Origin of the sequence: Shewanella sp. FJAT-51649 (assembly GCF_019457435.1) — a bacterium.
Lineage (GTDB): Bacteria > Pseudomonadota > Gammaproteobacteria > Enterobacterales > Shewanellaceae > Shewanella > Shewanella mangrovisoli.
The window spans coordinates 3,804,650-3,824,231 of record NZ_CP080411.1 but is presented as its reverse complement, the minus strand read 5'-3'; the positions used below and the strand labels follow the sequence as shown (position 1 = coordinate 3,824,231).

General features: G+C 48.0%; 21 protein-coding genes. 8 read left to right on the top strand and 13 right to left on the bottom strand.

Going from position 1 to position 19,582, the window contains the following annotated elements; genetic code table 11:
• Nucleotides 1-2: 2 nt before the first annotated feature.
• The 3 genes from ahpC to K0H59_RS16805 form a co-directional block, all read right to left on the bottom strand.
• On the bottom strand, nt 3-572 hold the full coding sequence (gene ahpC, locus K0H59_RS16815) for an alkyl hydroperoxide reductase subunit C (protein WP_011718128.1): 570 nt from the start codon (nt 570-572) through the stop codon (nt 3-5).
• 322 nt (nt 573-894) lie between these two features.
• A complete protein-coding gene (locus K0H59_RS16810; RefSeq protein ID WP_220053771.1) occupies nt 895-2,430 on the bottom strand; it encodes a leucyl aminopeptidase in 1,536 nt (511 codons plus the stop codon).
• Between the two features lie 89 nt (nt 2,431-2,519).
• Nucleotides 2,520-3,263, bottom strand: coding sequence for a spermidine synthase (locus tag K0H59_RS16805; protein ID WP_220053770.1), 744 nt, complete (start codon nt 3,261-3,263; stop codon nt 2,520-2,522).
• A 100-nt stretch (nt 3,264-3,363) separates the two neighbouring features.
• Between K0H59_RS16805 and K0H59_RS16800 the strand changes: the two genes are divergently transcribed.
• Both K0H59_RS16800 and K0H59_RS16795 read left to right on the top strand, forming a co-directional pair.
• Nucleotides 3,364-3,909, top strand: coding sequence for a mechanosensitive ion channel family protein (locus tag K0H59_RS16800; protein ID WP_011718125.1), 546 nt, complete (start codon nt 3,364-3,366; stop codon nt 3,907-3,909).
• Between the two features lie 246 nt (nt 3,910-4,155).
• Nucleotides 4,156-4,701 (top strand): DUF3332 domain-containing protein, encoded by a 546-nt coding sequence (locus K0H59_RS16795; RefSeq protein WP_220053769.1) that lies wholly within the window; start codon nt 4,156-4,158, stop codon nt 4,699-4,701.
• A gap of 97 nt (nt 4,702-4,798) precedes the next feature.
• Here the strand turns inward: K0H59_RS16795 and K0H59_RS16790 are convergent, their stop codons facing one another.
• The 3 genes from K0H59_RS16790 to fccA all read right to left on the bottom strand — a co-directional run bounded on the left by K0H59_RS16790 (nt 4,799) and on the right by fccA (nt 8,628).
• Nucleotides 4,799-5,536 (bottom strand): dienelactone hydrolase family protein, encoded by a 738-nt coding sequence (locus K0H59_RS16790; protein WP_220053768.1) that lies wholly within the window; start codon nt 5,534-5,536, stop codon nt 4,799-4,801.
• Between the two features lie 67 nt (nt 5,537-5,603).
• Nucleotides 5,604-6,593, bottom strand: coding sequence for a lactate dehydrogenase LdhA (ldhA, locus tag K0H59_RS16785; RefSeq protein ID WP_220053767.1), 990 nt, complete (start codon nt 6,591-6,593; stop codon nt 5,604-5,606).
• Between the two features lie 244 nt (nt 6,594-6,837).
• Nucleotides 6,838-8,628 carry a fumarate reductase flavoprotein subunit FccA gene (gene fccA / locus K0H59_RS16780; protein WP_220053766.1) on the bottom strand — a complete coding sequence of 597 codons (1,791 nt, stop codon included), beginning with the start codon at nt 8,626-8,628 and terminating at the stop codon, nt 6,838-6,840.
• A 503-nt stretch (nt 8,629-9,131) separates the two neighbouring features.
• Between fccA and K0H59_RS16775 the strand changes: the two genes are divergently transcribed.
• From K0H59_RS16775 to K0H59_RS16765, 3 genes are read left to right on the top strand one after another with little or no spacing between them, the layout of a single operon-like run.
• A complete protein-coding gene (locus K0H59_RS16775) occupies nt 9,132-9,542 on the top strand; it encodes a hypothetical protein (protein ID WP_011718121.1) in 411 nt (136 codons plus the stop codon).
• Nucleotides 9,539-10,063, top strand: a complete 525-nt coding sequence (locus K0H59_RS16770; RefSeq protein WP_220053765.1) for a bifunctional 2-polyprenyl-6-hydroxyphenol methylase/3-demethylubiquinol 3-O-methyltransferase UbiG — start codon at nt 9,539-9,541, stop codon at nt 10,061-10,063. The genes K0H59_RS16775 and K0H59_RS16770 overlap by 4 nt, the downstream gene beginning before the upstream one ends.
• A gap of 60 nt (nt 10,064-10,123) precedes the next feature.
• Nucleotides 10,124-10,414 (top strand): hypothetical protein, encoded by a 291-nt coding sequence (locus K0H59_RS16765; RefSeq protein ID WP_220053764.1) that lies wholly within the window; start codon nt 10,124-10,126, stop codon nt 10,412-10,414.
• Nucleotides 10,415-10,546: 132 nt separating this feature from the next.
• Here K0H59_RS16765 and K0H59_RS16760 read toward each other — a convergent pair whose 3' ends face one another.
• From K0H59_RS16760 to K0H59_RS16750, 3 genes are all read right to left on the bottom strand, one after another.
• Complete coding sequence (locus K0H59_RS16760) at nt 10,547-10,732, bottom strand: hypothetical protein (protein ID WP_011718119.1); 186 nt, start codon at nt 10,730-10,732, stop codon at nt 10,547-10,549.
• 98 nt (nt 10,733-10,830) lie between these two features.
• Nucleotides 10,831-12,255 carry a cytochrome C biosynthesis protein gene (locus tag K0H59_RS16755; RefSeq protein ID WP_220053763.1) on the bottom strand — a complete coding sequence of 475 codons (1,425 nt, stop codon included), beginning with the start codon at nt 12,253-12,255 and terminating at the stop codon, nt 10,831-10,833.
• A gap of 226 nt (nt 12,256-12,481) precedes the next feature.
• Nucleotides 12,482-12,907, bottom strand: a complete 426-nt coding sequence (locus K0H59_RS16750; protein ID WP_220053762.1) for an organic hydroperoxide resistance protein — start codon at nt 12,905-12,907, stop codon at nt 12,482-12,484.
• Between the two features lie 128 nt (nt 12,908-13,035).
• Between K0H59_RS16750 and ohrR the strand changes: the two genes are divergently transcribed.
• From ohrR to rlmC, 3 genes are all read left to right on the top strand, one after another.
• Nucleotides 13,036-13,533 (top strand): hydroperoxide resistance transcriptional regulator OhrR, encoded by a 498-nt coding sequence (ohrR, locus tag K0H59_RS16745; RefSeq protein ID WP_088210287.1) that lies wholly within the window; start codon nt 13,036-13,038, stop codon nt 13,531-13,533.
• Between the two features lie 80 nt (nt 13,534-13,613).
• Nucleotides 13,614-14,789, top strand: coding sequence for a glycerol-3-phosphate dehydrogenase/oxidase (locus K0H59_RS16740; RefSeq protein WP_220055623.1), 1,176 nt, complete (start codon nt 13,614-13,616; stop codon nt 14,787-14,789).
• Between the two features lie 178 nt (nt 14,790-14,967).
• Nucleotides 14,968-16,122, top strand: a complete 1,155-nt coding sequence (gene rlmC, locus K0H59_RS16735) for a 23S rRNA (uracil(747)-C(5))-methyltransferase RlmC (protein ID WP_220053761.1) — start codon at nt 14,968-14,970, stop codon at nt 16,120-16,122.
• 14 nt (nt 16,123-16,136) lie between these two features.
• Here the strand turns inward: rlmC and K0H59_RS16730 are convergent, their stop codons facing one another.
• From K0H59_RS16730 to K0H59_RS16715, 4 genes are read right to left on the bottom strand one after another with little or no spacing between them, the layout of a single operon-like run.
• Complete coding sequence (locus tag K0H59_RS16730; protein WP_220053760.1) at nt 16,137-17,366, bottom strand: ATP-binding protein; 1,230 nt, start codon at nt 17,364-17,366, stop codon at nt 16,137-16,139.
• A 5-nt stretch (nt 17,367-17,371) separates the two neighbouring features.
• Nucleotides 17,372-18,094 carry a response regulator transcription factor gene (locus tag K0H59_RS16725; protein ID WP_011718112.1) on the bottom strand — a complete coding sequence of 241 codons (723 nt, stop codon included), beginning with the start codon at nt 18,092-18,094 and terminating at the stop codon, nt 17,372-17,374.
• A complete protein-coding gene (locus K0H59_RS16720) occupies nt 18,091-18,510 on the bottom strand; it encodes a DUF3019 domain-containing protein (protein ID WP_011718111.1) in 420 nt (139 codons plus the stop codon). Before K0H59_RS16720 ends, K0H59_RS16725 begins: the two co-directional genes overlap by 4 nt.
• On the bottom strand, nt 18,500-19,342 hold the full coding sequence (locus K0H59_RS16715; RefSeq protein WP_011718110.1) for a MipA/OmpV family protein: 843 nt from the start codon (nt 19,340-19,342) through the stop codon (nt 18,500-18,502). Before K0H59_RS16715 ends, K0H59_RS16720 begins: the two co-directional genes overlap by 11 nt.
• Nucleotides 19,343-19,582: the final 240 nt, after the last annotated feature.

Below are 19,582 nucleotides of genomic sequence, written 5' to 3'. Positions count from 1 at the left end.
GATTAGATTTTGCCTACTAGGTCTAAAGATGGTGCTAAGGTTTCGTCACCTGGTTGCCATTTAGCTGGGCAAACTTCGCCATCATGAGTTGCAACGTACTGAGCGGCTTGGATCTTACGAACCAGTTCAGACGCGCTACGGCCGATACCTAGGTCATGGATTTCAGCAACTTTCACTTGACCTTCTGGGTTGATAACGAAAGTACCACGCAGTGCTAAACCTTCTTCTTCGATCATCACACCGAAGTTACGGCTGATCACGCCAGTAGGGTCAGCCAGCATTGGGAAGTTGATCTTCTTGATGGTGTCAGAAGTATCGTGCCATGCTTTGTGAGTGAAGTGAGTGTCAGTAGAAACTGAGTAAACTTCAACGCCCATAGATTGTAACTTAGCGTAGTGATCCGCCATGTCGCCTAATTCAGTTGGGCAAACGAAAGTGAAGTCTGCTGGATAGAAGAATACAACTGACCATTTACCTAACAGATCTTGTTCAGTTACAGGAACGAACTCACCATTGTGGTAAGCAGTGGCTTTGAATGGTTTGATGGTGCTGTTGATAATTGACTGAGTCATTTTATGCTTCCATTTAGTTGATTATGGTGAATTAAGTACGAGTCACTTAACTTGTGCCCCGTTGATGTGAAGCATATTACCCAGCCCAGAATGATAAATATAACGCATAAAAACTATCATTCTAATCGATTTTGTCGAATTAAGCAGGTTTGAGAGGCAGGATTAATCGATTTTGCAGTACTGGCGCGTGTTGGCGGCTAATTGATTGTTTACTTTAATGAAGTGGTAAAAGAGCAGGGCAATAAAAAAGGGATATCGACGATATCCCTTAATCTAGCATTCAAACCAGCTATAGACTCGGTTTGAGCGTCACAATATCGCGTTAGTTTTGCGCCTTAGGCTGAGTTAACCAAGTGCTGAGCAGGCGCACGCCATAACCTGTGGCGCCTGCAGGCACCACGGCGGTATCGGTGGCAGTTAATGCATTGCCAGCGATATCGAGGTGAGCCCAAGGTTGCTCACCCGCAAAGCGTTTGAGGAACATAGCGGCAGACGATGCTCCCGCGCTGCCTTCTTTACCGGTATTCTTTAAATCGGCGATGGTGGATTTCAGCTCATCGTCGTAGGCTTGATCTAACGGCAAGCGCCAGACTTTTTCACCCACCTGTTGACCCGCAAAGGTGAGTTGTTGCACCAGCGGCTCAGAATCGGTAAATAATCCTGCATAAACGCTACCCAGCGCGCCCACTTTCGAGCCTGTGAGGGTCGCCACATCGACGATAATTGAAGGGCGGTAATTCTCACGGGCATACCAGAGACCGTCGGCTAACACTAAACGGCCTTCGGCGTCGGTGTTGAGCACTTCAACCGTGAGGCCTTGGGCGGTTTTAATCACATCGCCAGGGATCATTGCATGTCCCGACACCATGTTTTCCGCCATCGGCATAATCGCGACTAGGTTTACTGGTGCCTTTTGAATGGCCATGGCCTTGACTGTGCCGAGCACGGTTGCAGCGCCCGCCATATCGGACTTCATTCGCGCGATAGAGGTGCCTGTGGCCTTGATATTGTAGCCGCCAGAGTCGAAGGTAATGCCTTTACCAACCAGAGCTATAGGCGCTTCTTTGCTACCGGGCCAGTGGGCGACGACCAACTTAGGTGGGCGCTCGCTGCCTTTACCCACCGCGGCTAAGGCGCCGAGGTTTAAACGTTCAATGTCTTTGGCTTCGAGTACTGTGACTTTTACACCGAGGGATTTAAGTTTACGCGCCTCGTTCGCAAAGCTTTCGGGATACATGATCCCCGCTGGCGCATTGGTGAGATCCCGCGCTAAAAACACACCCGCTTCGATAGCTTGTAGATTCTTATGGTGTTTTTGGTTTTGGCTTAAGTCATCAACCCCGATTTGATAGTTCTTCTCGGCGCGATTGCTGGCTTTAAATTGAGTGTAGCGGTAACTGCGCAGCTCAATGCCGTGGGCCAGTTCTGAGCCAAACAGCGGCGCGTTACTCAAGCCTTGGGTCAGCACACGCACTGTGGCTTGAGGCACGGTTTCAAGCTTGGCGGCAATATTGCCACCTAACGTGTTGATTTCACCCGGTGTTAAGGTCTTAGCATCGCCAATCCCAACCAATAACACCCGCTTAGCGTCGATTTCGCTAGGGACAAGGATTTCTAAGATTTCACCGCGTTTACCCGCAAAACTGTTGTCGGCGACCGCAAGGTTGAGTTGGTCTTGAGTCGATTGGGGTAAAAAATCGAGACTATAGGTTATCGAATCAGCACTTTGGAACAGCACTAATGTGTCGGAATTGAGTGAGTTACGAGTGTCAAAACTAAAGGTTTCGGCGTTAGCATTGAGAGAGTTAAGGCACGCCAGCGCCATAACGCTTAACAAAAATTTATTCTTATTTTTCATGGTGACAGCTCATATCAATAGGGAGTGAGAAGCATAGCAAAGCTGAGTCTTAGGGTTAACTAATTTAAGCCATTTGACTGAGATTAATCTTAAATCCAAGGGCCAAAGCGAGTCAGTGAACGTTCAAGGGCAAAATCCAGTTGTTGTGACAGGGATTGCGCCTGACTTTTCAGCGCCGACGCGCCCAAAGATTGTGGTGTTTGGCTGGCAAAAATCACCCAGTTGCCCCCGCTGGTGAGGCAGGCATGCACGTGGGCAAAATGGTGCTGCAGATCGGCGAGCAACTCGCGATTTTGGCTGTGTTCCTTCCAGCAGTTCAGCACTAAATAACCGTTGGGTTTAATCAGTTGTGTGCACTGCTGAAGAAAAGTAGGCGAGAGTTGCCCAGTGTCGACCCCTTTAGCGCTGTAGATATCGGCAAAAATCACATCGACCTTTTTATGCTCGGCCGATGCCATAAAGGCGACGGCATCTTCGTTGATGAGATTAAGCTTTTTGCCAATCGGTAATTGAAAGTAACGTTTGGCAAGTTCAATCACCGCCGGGCGAAGCTCAACTGCGGTAAGTTTAATTGCGGCATCGAAGCGGCGCAGGGCATGAATGAGGGCGCCGCCGCCAAGGCCGAGAACGATGGCGCTTTTCGGTTGGCAAAATAACAACACCAGTAGCATGCCTTGCACATAGGTATGTTGTGGGATGTGCGGGGCGGTTTTAAGAATTTTGCTCTGCTCATCGTTGTCGCCAAAGGACAGCACGCGGGTATCACCATAGTCGAGCACGCGGATCGGCCCTAGGGCATCTTGGGTTTCGTGTAGCAAAGTGGCGTCGGCCATAGTACTTATTACTCTATTTGCGTTGGGCTGATTTGGGACTCTATAACTGCTGGTGCAAAAAAGTTAGAATTCAGCTGGTTTCGTTTTTTAAGTGGCTATTATGACAAATCAAATCCTGCTTGCCTGTATTTATCTTGCGGTGTTTCTCTTTTTGCAGCGTGCCTTAACTCAATGGGTGAAAAAACTCTCATTGATGAAGCAGGTGAGTGCCGCCCGTACCAGTCTTGTCACTCGGTTTATTTCCTATGTGATGTTTTTTATCACTTTGTCTTTGATGGCGGTATCCCTTGGCTTGGGTTATCAGGACGTGTCGCTGTTTGTCTCCTCCGCATTTGCGGTGATGGGCGTCGCCTTAGTCGCTCAGTGGTCGATACTGAGTAATTTAACCGCCGGTGTGCTGATTTTCTTTGTGTTCCCGTATCGAATTGGTGAACGTATTCGGGTGGTGGATAAGGATGAAGATATCAGTGGCGTGATTATTGAAATCGCGCTGTTTCATGTGCTTATCCTTAGGGACAATGGCGATACCATCACTTATCCCAACAATTTGATGCTACAAAAAGCCGTGTTGAAGCTGGCCGATCAGGCGCCGCTTGCCGAGCGCCAAGCATTGCTGGATGGCAAAAAGAAACTCGACCTCGAGTAACTATTCTCCTTTATGTGCGCCGCAGCAGTACATTTATTAGCAAACTGTTGTCGGCGCGTCATGAACTGATGAGATTTATTATCTTCCCGTGAGCTTTACTCGCTTGAAGCTTTTTCCATAACAAAATCAGCGTACTTGCTTACATTCACTCCCTTTTGTTTACCTAGGTTTGTGCCCCGTCGCACGGTTTAGCCCTGTCTAATCCTTAGAATTCGTGTTTTTGTTTTTACCAAGGGAACGAATCGAATGAAATCTAAACTCTTAGCCGTGACGATTGGCGCGCTGTTAACCACACAATTAACCGGTTGTATGGGACAAATGGGTCTGAGCCAAATGGTGACTAAGGGCAATTTAAGCGCGGTGGATAACCGTTATGGTCGTGCTGGCTTATTTATTCTATTAAGTCCTGTGTATGGTCTGGCTGCAACGGGCGATTTGTTTATTGTTAACACGATTGAGTTTTGGACGGGTAAGAACCCGATCACCGATAAATCCCCTGCGGTCGTTGATATGCCTGTGGACGCGATTTTTAAGGTAAATCCCCATGTGAGTGATGAGCTGAAATCGGCGCCCGTTAAACTGACTCAGGCGCAAATTGCCTATCCCGATGAGCACACTGTGACCATGACCTTAGCCTACGAAGATGGCAGCTCTCAGTTATTGTCGGGCCGTAAATCGGGGGATGATGTGGACTTCTTTCTCGACGAGACTTTTATTGCCCGCGTGAGCAACCAAGAGCTGGTGGCCTATAGCCAAAGCCGTTTACAAGGGCAGATAAGCCCTGAGGTGTAAAGATTTAGAGGCTTTAGCTCTCAGAGCTAAGCATTTGGCTAAGCCAACCCATTAATTACGATTGATTAATGAGTTGGCTTTTTTCTTTCGTTTTATCTCATCTCAATACACGTTGAAAAAACGCCACGGATTGTTGATACATTTGCAGCGCCAGCGCGGGATCGTAGCGTTCACCCTCATCACGCATAAAGGCATGCTGAGCATTAACCTCTAACCAACTGAAATTGCGGTTTTTAGCCATCAATTGTTGGTGGATCAATACCCGACCTTCGGGCGATACATGGGGATCTTGCTTGCCAAACACTAACACTAATTCCCCTTGAATATCGCCGCTGCGACTCAGTGAGTCATTGCCATAGGCACAGGGCAGGGTATTGGAGTGAATGTCGGTCGGATAGAGGCAAAACGCCCCCAAAATCTCGGGATTGAGTGCGGCGCGGTAGGCTAAGTGGCCGCCAATACACACGCCCATACAGCCAACCTTACCGGTGCAATAACTCTGCTGACGGGCAAAATCGATAAGGGCTTGGGTGTCGCTGTCGTGCTGCTCTAAGGGCTTGGCAAATTTATCGGCATTGCCTTTATCTTTACCCACATCGTCGTAGGCCAGCACTGTGCCTATCGGATTAAGCTCATGGAAGACTTCTGGCACTAACACCACAAAACCATGGCCAGCGAGGATAGTCGCGGTGCGGGCGATGGGCGCGGTTTGCTGAAAAATCTCAGAATAGAAGAGGATGCAGGGGAATTGCCCTGGGGCATCTGGGCGATAGACATAAGTGCGCATCGGCCCTGTGGGCGTGTTGATATCCTGAGTTTGCTGAGTTACTAACATATTTAGTTTCCTCTGTGAGGCTTCAATGTTGAAGCCTCACTTTAGCAGTCAGGTATGGTTCTGTCAGTTAAAACAGTTCGTTACCAGAGCGCTCGCCCGCGAGTAGGGCTTTGACGTTGCTCAGGGTTGTGTGGGCAATCGCGCCCAGCGCTTCTTCGGTGAGGAAGGCTTGGTGACCGGTAAAAATCACGTTATGGCAGGCGGATAAACGACGGAACACATCGTCCTGAATGATTTGGTTCGACTTGTCTTCGAAAAACAATTCTTTTTCGTTTTCATACACATCAAGCCCTAAGGAGCCTATCTGGCCGAGCTTTAAGGCTTCCATCGCATCGAAGGCATTGAGCAGGCCGCCGCGGCTGGTGTTGATCACCATGACGCCGGGTTTCATCTTGGCAAAGCTGTCTTTATTCAGCAGATGGTGGTTATCGGCGGTTAATGGGCAATGCAGGCTGATAATATCGCTATTGGCGTAAATGGTGTCCAGATCCTGATATTCCACATTGAGCGCTTCTACCGCAGGATTTGGGTAGGGGTCAAAGGCTATGACTTTACAGCCAAAACCGAGCAAGACCTTAATCGTGGCGACCCCAATCTTACCTGTGCCTATTACGCCAACGGTTTTGCCAAACATGTTAAACCCGACTAAGCCTTCGAGGGAGAAGTTCGCATCACGGGTGCGTTGGTAGGCCTTATGGATTTTGCGGTTTAGGGTCAGCATCAAGGCGACTGTGTGCTCGGCTACAGATTCGGGCGAATAGGCGGGCACATTGACCACTTGCATGCCTAAGCGTTTGGCGGCGACTAAGTCGACATTGTTAAAACCCGCGCAGCGCATGGCAATGATTTTAGTGCCACCTTTGGCAAGCTCGACCAATACTTCTTCACAGAGGGAATCGTTTACAAAGGCGCACACCACCTCAAAACCTTCGGCAAGCTTAACGGTTTGCATGCAGAGGCGATAATCGAAATACTCAATTTGCGCACCAAATGCGGCATTTGTACGGTTAAAATGCTGCATGTCGTAGTGTTTTGCGCTAAAAAATCCAATTCTCATTTCAATCACCTAAAGGTTATATTGTTACTGGCACTGAGTGTATGTGACTCGGCGACATTTGTCCTCTGGTGTTGAATTTACCCCGCAAAAAGAGTGAGCTTTGTCATCAATTGCACAAAAAATCATAAAAAAAGCGAGCCCCTGACGGCTCGCTTGTACTGATAAGCTTGAAGATTCAAGCTGGGCTCTCATGGTCGTGCTATGTGAGCCTTAGGTTAGTCCCTTAACCTAAAAACGTTTGATATTAGTGATCTTTCGCGTATTTCGCGGCAGATGCACCCGCGATACGGCCGTAGGTCACGATATCAGAGATGGCGTTACCACCTAAACGGTTAGCACCGTGAACACCACCAGTCACTTCACCCGCAGCGTATAAACCTTCGATAGGTTTACCGGTTTTATCGCTCTTCACTTCGGCTTGAGTATCGATAACGATACCACCCATAGTGTGGTGAACCGCTGGCGCGATTTCTAAGGCATAGAAAGGCGCAGTCGCGATTTCACGTGGCAGGTTTGGACGTTCGAATTGAGTGTCTTTACCTGATTTCACAAAACCGTTGTAAGAAGTGACGGTTTTCGCTAGTTCAGCGGCGGGCACATCGAGCTGTTTTGCTAAATCTTCGATGGTTTTACCTTCTTTAACGATGTTCAAGTGAACATAGCCTTCGATGGCTTTTAAGCTCTTACGGATAGAGTCATCGAATACGAGGTAAGCGCTTTCGCCTTTCTGTTGCAGAATCGCAGCAGACGCTTTATCACGGGTAGTGATTTCGTTCATAAAGCGGTTACCGTCACGGTTAACCACGATAGCACCGTTACCACGTACCGCTTCGGTGATCATCACACCACCAGCTGGTGAGTAAGTTGGGTGAGCTTGGATGTATTCTAAGTCACGAGTTGCGGCGCCCGCTTGCAGCGCAACGTCTAAGCCGTCACCGGTTGCACCTGGGTGGTTAGTCGCTTTAAAGCCTTTTAACTTAGGATCGTACTTAGCGACGCGGTCGTTATTTTTCGCAAAACCACCGGCAGCAATGACGACTGCATCGGCTTTGATCACATAGTAGCCAGTGTATTCACCTTTCACTAAAACGCCGGTCACTTTACCGCTTGCATCTTCAAGGATGCGAACAACACGGCTGTTTAAACGAATATCAGTACCACGTTTAACGGCGTTGTCCCACAGCACTTGTGCAACGTGTGCACCCACACCCGCACCACCGGTTGGACGGTGACTACGGTTAACGCTTGCGCCACCCATGCGACCCACGTCAGTCATGTCGGCACCCATAGAGGTTAACCAATCGATAGAGTCTGAAGAGTTGTTGGCTAGAACTTTCACTAATTCAGGATCGTTGATGTTACGGCCACCTTTCATGGTGTCGTCGATCATGATTTGTTTCTTATCTTCGATACCTAACTTAGCCTGTGGCTTAGTTTCTGCAGCGTTCATACCGCCGGCAGCCAGTTTAGTGTTACCACCTGGAATAGGTTCTTTTTCTAACAAAATTACTTTTGCGCCAGCATCACGGGCTGAAACGGCGGCAGCAAGACCTGCACCACCTGAACCGATAACCACGACATCTGTGGTTTCTTTTATGCCAGCGGCGATGGCTTTATCTTGAGCCGCTTTGTCTGCATCAACAGGTACAAACTTACGTTCCCACTTGCCGCCAAATGGCATGTCGAAGCCGAAGCTGTGGCAAGCATCACAGTAAGTGACTGATTTTTCGTGGCCTTTGTGGCAGCTAGTACAAGCGATTTCACCTATTAAGTGAGATTTGTGCGGAGAAACTTTATCTTTTGGCGCTGCTGCAGCCAGTTCTTTTAAATCACCGTGGCAGCTAACGCATTGGGCATTTTCATGGGTCAGGTTGTCGTTGGTCACGCCACCTTTGTCTGATACGTGGCAGCTATCGCAGCCGCCCATTTCACCGTGAAAATCGGCTAGTACTTCTGGCGCGGCATAGGCTGTGCCTGCCATTGCACCAGAGATCAGCATGGCTAGTGCTGTTTTTTGAATCTTTCTTGTGAACATAATCGTTCCTCCGCCGTACATTTCATCTACTTAATAAGGGTTATTCATCATGGCGTGATATTTATATTTTACGTAGCTCACGCGCTTTTAGAGTATTCTCCATGAACAAAGTTACCACTATCTAAAGAGGTATATGCGTGCTTAGGTCACATAACGATTGTTACAGTGAAAATTACATAATTGAAATGTGCAATATGGCTGAAAATATTAACGAAATTGAAGTTAATCACTCAGTGAATACGGTATAACTTGCGTGAGTTAACATATTTTGATGGGCTAAATTATCATTGCTGAATTATTGTGGGAAAATAATGCGTTGTACGGGTGATTTATTTTAACGTGCTAATTTATATGTTTATTTTCGGTTTGATTATTTAGTGTAAATATTCGAATATTTATCCTGTGAGTATTCAGTAAATAATCAAATCTCACCAGTGTTTTTTGAGAAAATATAATATATTTTTTCCAAAATGTTACTTGAGTGGTGCTAAGGGGTTAAATCTATGGCAAGGCAGCAGATGTCTGAAAAACGTTTTTGGGTACAGCGGCTGAGTAAAACAACCCTAAGAGCTTTACATATATTGGGGATTGCTGGAGCGGGCGGCGGAATATTACTTTCCGTTGAGAAATCCCTATGGCTCAATTATTGGTATCTGGCGATGATTACTGGCAGCATATTGATGTTGTGGGAAATTATTCGAGATTGGCGTTGGTTAATTCAGCTCAAGGGGGTGTTAACCCTCGGGAAATTAGGGCTGCTTTGCCTGTTTGTGCCGCTTGCCAACTACAAGCCAGAACTGTTTATCTTAGTGTTATTTTTATCTGTGATAGTATCCCATGGCCCATCGGGGCTAAGGCACTATTCGATTGTGCATCGCAAACAGATAGACACTAAAAAAGAGATAAAGGGATGACACACGCCACACTCAGCAACGCCTCAAGCTTAATTACCCAGTTTCCATGGCCTGAGCTTACTGGGCTTAAAGTATTGGATTTAGCCTGTGGTTCGGGCCGAAATGGTCTATGGTTTCTCTCCCAAGGTTGTGAAGTGACCTTTATCGACCAGGATTTGAGTGCCTTAGCCAAGCTGACTCACGACAAAGCACATCAATGGCAGTGGAATTTAGAAGACGGCAGCGCGCCTCCGTTACCCCAAGAGTCTTTTGATATTGTATTAGTCTTTAATTACTTACATCGACCACTGTTTCCACAAGTCGCTGCGAGCCTAAAGCCCGGTGGGCTGATTGTGTATGAGACCTTTACTTGGCAACAGGCGCAAATTGGTCGACCTCGCAACCCTGATTTTTTACTCTCAGAGAACGAACTGCAATCCGTATTTGCTAACTGGCAACCTTTGCATTACTTTGAAGGTCGGTTAAGCGATGCTGCAGGTACTGAAAGTGCCAAGGCGCAGCTGATCGCTCGAAAACCCTAGACGTCACCCCATCGCTGGGCGGCTGACCATATCAGTATTGAAGAAGCGTAAGAGGCCAGGATGTTCCCGTATCCAGAGCAGTATCGTGTTGCCACGCCACCTTTAACCACGGCGCTGATGGTGGCTTGGGCGCTGTTGAGTCACAGCCTATTAGCCGATGCCAGCCCTTTTGCCTTGTATCCGTTATTTATGTTGTTTCCCGTGGTGATTGGCCTGCATCTGAATTTGATTTGGCTGGCCAAGGGAATGAGTCGGCTGGATCAATGTTTCTATGCCTTAGTGCATATTCCACTCGCGTTTGTGGTGTGGACATTCACCATTATGCATGTCAATGGTAATGCCTTTTCTTAGGGCTGAGTCGGGTAGAGTCTCAGGTTAGCCCGCTTAAATGGCAAAACTTCATTCAAATGTCTTAAACAAAAAAGCGCCCCGAACTTCGGGGCGCTTTTTTATCAATCTCTTGCGGGTGCTATTGCGAGCGGATTAGGCCGTCGTGTTGATATTGTGGCCGGTATTTCCCACGGGTTGAGGTGCGGCTGCGTTAATTAAATCAACGGCAATTTGACCTTCCGCCTTTTGCTGCTCTTTGGCTAACTGCGCCACTTTAACGCCAACGGCACCATTTTCTAAGTTAGGCGTGATAGCTTGGGTGTTCAGTGAAATAGACATAACTAACCTCAATTGAAAGCTGAGTCTTTGTATCGGCAAGCTCAGGTTTTACTTTAGTCCTTTATCCCGAGTTTGCCAATCCAAAACCCAGCTAATGCTTATGCCGTTTTATTCGCTTTTGCCGTGAGCAACTTGCGACTGAGTACTATGATGGCAGTCAAGCCCAATGAGCCTAGAATTAATCCCAGCGCCAGCCCTACACTCTGCAGCGCCGTGGGATCTAACACTAGCGCGACACCCATACCAAACATCATCACACCGGACATCAGCTTGAGTGCTTGACCTTCTTTTTCGGTTAGTTTGCGTTTACCTAAGGTCGCACTAAACACAATCACAATAATTGCCAGTGGGATCACATAGACGATATTGTATAAAACCAAATACATATAGCGCTCGATGTCCGGCAGGTTATGCATGGATAGCACACTGGTATAAATCATCGGGAAGCCCGCAGTACAGAGTAGCTCGTAGGCGTTGGCTAAAATGGCCAGCACGGTTGAGCCGACAATCAGCGCGCCTAAGCTGCTGGAGTTCGACAGCTTGCCCATACGTTTGATAAGGCTAGTGCGGTTTTCCGCCGACATTGACAGGGTGACGTCGCCTTTTGTGAAGAAGTAATCCTTCACGTTTATCGTGCCTGCGATCAAGGCTAAGATCCCTGCGGCTAAAATGATCATCCCGCCATCGCTGCCCGCGCCTAACAATTGGAAGATGTTTAGCCAGGCTGTCATAAACAGGAAGTAAATAAAGCCTGAGAAGAACACGAAGATGCCGCCGACTAACAGCATACGGCTGCGGCTCTTAGCGTTAACCATAATCGACAATAAAAACAGCAGCACGAAGAAGGCGCAGGGGTTAAAGGCATCGACGCCCGCCAGCACTAAAGTTAGCAAGGGAAGTGACATGGTCTCGGGCGTGACTACACCCACAAGTGGTAATTCAACGGGCTGCACTTCGGCTTGATCGTTACTCGCAAGGCTGGTGGCATCACAGGTGCCTTCGCCAGAGTCGGTTCCACAGGTGCCAAACAGGGGCTCACTATTGGTCGGCGCTGCAGCCGTTGTTCCTGTGGTTGGCATATCCGCTTCACTCAGCTGGCCGCCAAGGGATAAATAACAGTTCTTCAAGCGATTCACTAAAAACTCACCGGTCACCGCCTCGCTGGAATAACCGACAATGGCTTTCTCGCAGCTGGCCATATAAGGCACAGAGCGAGCCTCTGTCGTGGTTTTGGAGGCGATATTTTGCCAAATATCCTGCACGCCAGGGGCCGAAACCATATGGGATTCGAGTTCTATCCAAGGGTATTTCTGCGGCAGTGAGTCGATAAAAGGATGGGCCTCGGCGCAGTGCGGGCAGGTTTTCGACCAAAAGAAGTAGAGCTTGATCTTCAGCTCACCTTGGGCGTTCACATAATGCCAAGTTTGGTCCGGGTTATGGGTTTCTTCGGCCCAGCTTGGTGTGCTCAGCATTGCCAGAGCAAGGGAGCATAGCAGAGCGAATTTGGTTAAGTATTTAGTCATGGCGCCTCCACAATCGTGGGGTTATAGGTATTTAAACGGTTCTCTGACTACTACTCTACTGAATTCAATCCCCTTGATTAAATTGAGCATTAAGAAATGTTAGTTAACTCGCGATTAGCTGTTTTTTGGGAAGTTAGGCAGGTTTATGGGAAGGGCGATTCGCGGCAGATAACTAAAAAGCACCCTGAGGTGCTTTTTAGACGATAGTGACTGTTGTCTTTTGGGCTTAGTTTAACGCCACGCCATTAACACTCAGTTTTACATCGATATTATTGCGTGTGGCGTTGGAGTATGGACAAACTTGATGGGCATGACGTACTAAGGCTTCGGCCTCGGCTTGGGGAAGGTCAAGATTCACCTCTAGGGCGACGGTTAAGGCGAAGCCTCCCGCATCATTGGCACCAATGCCAACTACTGCGCTGACTGGCGCTTCAGTAATGGCCACTTTGCCGATTTTGGCGACGTGTAAAACCGCATTAGAGAAACAGGCCGCATAACCCGCTGCAAACAGTTGCTCAGGGTTGGTTGCCAATCCACTTCCGCCCATCGCCTTTGGATAGGCAAGCGCAACATCGAGTAAACCATCATCGGTACTGACTTGGCCTTGGCGACCGGCTCTGGCGGTAGCTCGAGTTTCATATAATGTTTTCATATTTCGTTCCTCATAGTGTCAAAGATAATTTAAGTTGTGCGCAATTTAATTGCGATAAACTATAGTTCGATTTTTACCCTGAATGCAAGTATATTGTGCGCAATATATTTAAGTTTTTTGGTAAGACTATGCCTAATTCAGAGTTAACATCCTTAGATAAAACGTCGGATACGGCGGAAAATACCCAAGCAGACAATGCCTTATGTTTAGAAAATCAGGTGTGTTTCTCTCTTTACAGCGCAGCCAATGCCATGGTGCGCGCCTATCGTCCTATGCTCGATAAGTTGGATTTAACCTATCCCCAATACTTGGTCATGCTAGTGTTGTGGCAGGAGCAGGGGATCAGCGTGAAGACCTTAGGGGATAAATTGTTCCTCGATTCGGGTACGTTGACGCCTCTGTTAAAACGTTTAGAGTCGAAGGGATTGGTGAGCCGTGGACGCAGCGACCAAGATGAAAGGGTTCGGGTATTGTCTCTGACAAGTGCCGGGCAGGCGCTAAAGCTTGAGGCGAGTGAGATCCCGCATCTGATGCGCTGTAAAATCGGTGCTGAAATAGAAGATCTTAAGGCGCTTAAATCCATGTGTGACAAAGCCTTAAAGCAATTGCACGCCAGTATCGAATAGTGTGAAAGCCAATCTGTGATAGCAAGGGAGTGGAACATGGATAAACGCACCATCAAGGCGACGGGATGGATAAAGCCGATATGAGTTCATACGATATTGCAATTATCGGTGGTGGGATCAGCGGTGTCGGTATCGCCCAATACGCGGCTGCTGCGGGGTATTCGACCCTGCTTATCGAAAAAGGTGAGATTGGCGGCCAAACCTCGGCCAATTCCAGCAAGTTGATCCACGGTGGGTTGCGATATCTTGAAAGCGGGCAAGTGAACTTGGTGCGCAAATCCTTGCAGGAGCGGCGCCATTTGCTCGACTTCGCGCCAAGCTTAGTCAAAGCCGTGCCTTTTTATATTCCCGTCTATCAAGACAGTCAGCGTAACCCTTGGACGATTCGGGCGGGCTTGAGTCTGTACGCGCTACTCAGTGAATTTGATCCGCTTGGCCGCTTTGTATCTATTCCCGCCGTGCATTGGCATCGTTTTAACGGGCTTAAACTCCAAGGTTTGAAGGCAGTGTTCCAGTATTGGGACGCGCAAACCGACGATAAATTGCTGACCCAAGCGGTGGCCCGTAGTGCCGAGGCATTGGGCGCCCATGTGTATGCCGAGGCGGAGTTTTTACAGCTTAATCACCTGGGTGAGCAGATTGACCTGAGTTTTCGCCATCGCGGCGAAGTGCAACAGATTGACGCTAAGCTGGTGATAAATGCCGCCGGTCCTTGGGTGAATGAGGTGATAGCAAAGGTGTCACCGCCACTGGCTGGGGTTGAGCTGGATTGGGTGCAGGGCGCACATTTGCTGCTGGACTTACCCGCCCCCGACGGCATCTTATATTTAGAATCTTGCTTCGATAAGCGGGTGATTTTTGTGATGCCTTGGTATGGTCAAATGCTAATTGGCACCACGGAAACCGAGTTAACATCCTTAGATTCACCGCCCCAAGTAACTGAGTCTGAAATTAATTATCTCTTAGGCATTTATCGGCACTACTTTCCACTGTCGGCCTCGATTGATGAACTCAAAACCAAGATAGTGCAGACCTTTTGCGGCGTGAGGGTATTACCTAAGCAAGCGAGCTCTGCCTTTGAGCGCCCAAGGGATACCCTAATGCAAACCTCAGTTTCTCACCCGAGATTACTGAGTCTCTACGGCGGAAAGCTCACCACTTTTAGGAGCACCTCGGCCGAAGTGCTTGAGTGGGTTGAACAAAAACTCGGAAAACGCACTCCCATCGCCGATATAGATAGCCTGAGATTAAGTTAATCTGAGCTGGACTATCGGCCAATGCTGCACTTCAAGGTGATTTTTCGGCGCAAAAACGCTAAAGTGTGGCGCTTTTTGACTGGGGCCTTAATGTGTTTGTTATGCTTCAGTTGTCATCCAAATTTCACTCGCCATCTCAATAGATAAGATAGACGGGCACTGCTGTGGGTACGATGCTGTGAGTACATTAGTACAATGTGGGTATTTTGAACGAGGCCAATGCCAATCCTGTCGCCATATTAAGCTCCCTATGGCGCAGCAACTGGCGGCCAAAACCCAAGAATTGCAGCAATTGTTAGCGCCTTTTGTCGATAACGCCGAACCGCAATTTTTACCACCGGTTGTGGGTGACAGCAGCGGTTTTCGTAACAAGGCGAAAATGGTCGTCTTGGGCGCAGCCCATGCCCCCGTGTTGGGGATTGTCAGCCCCAGTGGCGAAGCGGTGAGCCTATGTGACTGCCTGTTGTATCCTACTGATATGCAAGCCTTACTCCACCGTTTAGAGCGCTTTGTACAGCAGGCGGGCATTCCGCCTTACCGTGTCGATAAGGCCAAGGGCGAGCTTAAATTTATCCTACTGACGCGCAGCCAAGTGCGTGGCGAGTACATGCTGCGGTTTGTGCTGCGCTCGCGGGACGCTATCGCCCGTATTGAGCGTGAATTGCCTACGCTGATGGCGGAATATCCGCAGATCAAAGTCGTCTCAGTCAATTTGCAGCCTATTCATATGGCTATCTTGGAAGGTGAAGAGGAGATTTTCCTAACCGAAAACACTCGCCTCGAAGAGCGCTTTAACGATGTGCCTTTGTTTATTCGTCCCAAGAGCTTTTTTCAAACCAATCCGCAGGTGGCGGCAAAGCTGTATCAAACCGCCCGTGAGTGGGTGGCCGACTTTGCGCCAGCTTCCCTTTGGGACTTATTCTGTGGGGTAGGTGGCTTTGGTTTGCACTGTGCAGCTAAAGATATCCCTCTGACAGGGATTGAAATTGAAGCCGAAGCCATTGCCTGCGCTAAGATGTCGGCGCAGTTGATGGGATTGGATAAAGTAGAGTTTATGGCGCTCGATTCCACCGACTTTGCCAAGGGCGAGGCGGCGCAAACGAAGCCTGAGTTGATTATTGTCAATCCACCGCGCCGCGGGATTGGTGAGTCCCTGTGTCATTCCTTAAGTGAGTTTGCGCCTAAGGCGATTTTGTATTCCAGCTGCAATCCTAAAACTTTAGCCAAAGATCTCGGCCATATCCGTGGCTATCGGTTAACTAAGGTGCAGTTGTTCGATCTTTTTCCTCACTCTGATCATTTCGAAGTGTTAGCCTTATTAGTCAAAGACTAAACCTCTGCACTCAATTACTCGGCGTCAGTTTCGGCTTTAGGCGTTAAGGCATCGTCCCAGCTGATGCTGATTTCGGCGCCGCCTAAGGCCTGTGAGCGGCTTAACTCCAGTGTGCCATAATGCCAAGTGGCGATTTTCTTGACGATATACAAGCCTAAACCATAGCCACTGGTATCGCTCTGCTGGCTATCCCGCTCGAAGGCTGCTACCAGTTTTTTGCCTTTGCCTTCAAATCCCGGACCATCATCTTCGACACTGATCCGATTTATGCCTCGTTGCTGATGGAAGTGGACATGGATATCATACTGGGCGAAACGCATAGCATTTTGGACAAGGTTTTGAATCGCAATCGTCATCGCAATCGGGTCGAAGTGGGCCTGCTGCGCCTCATAGTGAAACACAATATTAAACTTAGGCTGGTAGATAGCATATTTGTGGGCCAATTTCTCCATAAATAATTCAATGGATTGTGATTCTTGGCTGAGGGTTTCTTCCTTATGCTCTAGGCGAGCAAAAGACAGATAATTTGCTGCAAGTTGTTCAATATCATCGATATCTTCATTTAAGCGGTCAGCGTAATTAGCATCGATTTGTGGCCGAATAATTTCCAGTGCAAAGCGCATTCGCGCAAGAGGCGTGCGTACCTCGTGGGAGATGGTGCGGGATAGCTCCTTGTGCATCTGGATAAAGTCGACGATTTGGTGGCTAACACTGTTAAAAGCCTTAGCAAGCGGGAAAATTGCCGAATGTTTATGGATGTCCTGAGGCCGTTTACGCGGGGCTTGGCCAAATTCGATAGCCGCCTGCTGCAAATGGTTAAGATCCCGAAATACCGGCCAGATCCACCAGAGTGCAACCAAGCAGAGTGATGAATATAAGCCCAATAAAATCAAACTCGTATTGCGCTCCTTAGGTACAGGTGTTTGCACTGGGCCTAGCACTAAGATATGGCTGCTATCCTTATCGAGGCGATAATAATAGAGCTCATTACTGCTATGGCGCAGGGCGATTGTCGCCCCCTGTTGCAGTGAGGATTGCAAATTTTCAGGTAGCGAGAGAGAGGCAACGGGAATGCGCTTTATCTTAGGTAGTTGCTCATCATAATTTTGCAGTAGGTCGTCGACGTCGATTTGGTAGTTGTATTCGTCGTGGGCGAAATGCTCGGCGAGCTGACCAAAGCTCCAGATCACGATTCCGCAGGACAGCAGTAAAAAGATAAACAAGCGGTAGAACTGAAATTTCATTTGGATTAGGTCCGACCTTGGGTTGGCAAGTAATTGAATAAATAACCTTTCCCATGAATAGTCGTTATGGCCAGTCCCGGTACATTCAGCTCATCTAAACGTTTACGCAGGCGGCTGATTTTTAAGTCGATAGCCCTGTCTAAACCATCATATTCGCGGCCCACGAGTTGCTCGAACAAAAACTCTCGCGACAGCACTTTGCCGGCGTGCAGGGCGAAGATCCACAGCAGTGAAAACTCCTTAGTGGTAAAAGATAAGGCTTCATCACCCAGATTCACTTGCTGTAGGTTGGGGTCTAAAAATAGGTCGTGTAACTTAAGTTTACTGCGGCTACTGCTGGATTGCTGTTTGCGCAGGTTGGCCTTAATCCGCGCCAGCAGTAAAGGCGGCACTACGGGTTTGAGCAAGTAATCGCAGGCGCCAAGATTTAATCCCCGAATTTGGTCGGCATGATTATCGAGCGCCGTCAGGAAGATAATCGGGCAGGGATAACTCGCCGCTAACTGTGGGTAAATACTAAAACCATCTTGCCCTGGCAGCATGACATCGCAAATGATCAGGTCAAACTCATCGGTATCCCGGCGGATCAGCGCGTCTTCGGCATTATCTAAATGGATAAGCTTGTAACCTTCTTGGGTTAAATAAGTGCAGACCAGTTCGGCTAGAGGTTGGTCGTCTTCAATTAACAGGATTTGCGATAAGGGTTCAGGCATTGGCGCGCTTGTCATAATAAGTTCCAGTTCAGTCCACGACGTCTTCTGGGGTTGGCGGGTTCAAACTTAGCGACTTTGACTAATGCTGTGGTCACTAAGCTATTGTTTTTGGGATCCCTGAGTTCGAACAAGGTATCTTTCGCTAAGGTCAGTTGTATTTGGTATTTAAAATCGAGCCGATCTTGAAAGCAGGCGATAGCAACGGTTTCTGTCGTGAGCCATACACAGAGTGATTGCGGAATATCCGATTGATATTCAATGAGTAAGTCTAAGTGGCAGTCGGGCTTTTCTAGTGTCACTGCACAGGTATTTGGCGTGATCCTCAGTTCGTCGGCGAGGCAAGATAGGCTGACGAAACAAGCAATCATTAAGCTGCAATAGGTGCAGTAGGTGAGCCACAGCGAATTGGAATGGTATGCCTTAGAAGTCATAGCTAATTCCAACAAATCCAGAAACATAGCCAGCTTTATCTATCAATACGCTGTCAGTGATTTCTTGTCCTAACCAAGTATATTCGAGTATAGCCACAAAATTAACGCTGTCGAAAATGGGCACATTGACCACGCTGCGGGCATGGTAATTGATGGCGGCTGAGGGTTGATATTTGGTTCGCAGCGGGCCTTCTTCCTCTTTAGTGAGCTGATAGTAGTAGCCGACGAGGTTTTCACTCTTGCGAATTGCCCCAATCTCAAAGCCGAGCGCCCCCCATGAAAACGCCTGACTGCGTTTGAGTCTAAGCTGGATCTCGTTACCTTGGTGAACGCCGGTAATATCGTGGAAGTAACCTAGGCTGATATCGAGATAGGGCGTCACCCAAGTGGCATTGAGTCCACCTAGGTAGGAAAGATTGCGTTCAATTTCCTCGAATTTGACGACTTTAGGATTGATGGGCTGCTTCACTGGGGTATAACCTAAAATATCACTCAGTAATAGTTTATTCAGTCCATCGAATTCGTAGAAAAAACCGTCCTCATTAAAACGTGTCTGTAGGTCGACAATAAAGCTTTCTGACTCGTACAGGCTGTAACCTAAGGTGAAGTTTTCGACATAAAAGTTCTTACCGTAGTAATACCAAGTGGGCAGTATCCAAGTGTTGATATTTTCAACTTTTGCCCTTGGGTTTTCGAGTGCGCCATAACCTGCGGCAAGGGAAATCTGCCAGTCTCCGGCGGAAACTGTTTCAATTTCTTTAGCTTGCAGTGTGGTGCACCAACTCAGTAGTAGTACGAGTGGTAAACATTGTTTTCTGACGTTAACTGTCACTTCTTAGATAATCCCCAATGTTGTTTAAATGCATTGCTAAACCGCATTAAGACGAGCCTCAGCCTATCATTTTGTTCACAGAATTTAAGCATAATTATTCATTGTGCTACAAAATGCTACATCTTTGTCGGTAAGCTTTTGTGTAATCAGTGTGTTTTTGTTGTGTTAATAAATTGTACAAAATGCTACGTAAAAGTGTTGCTGTTTTCTCCTGCTTGAATGCTTAGATGGTTGGCCGCT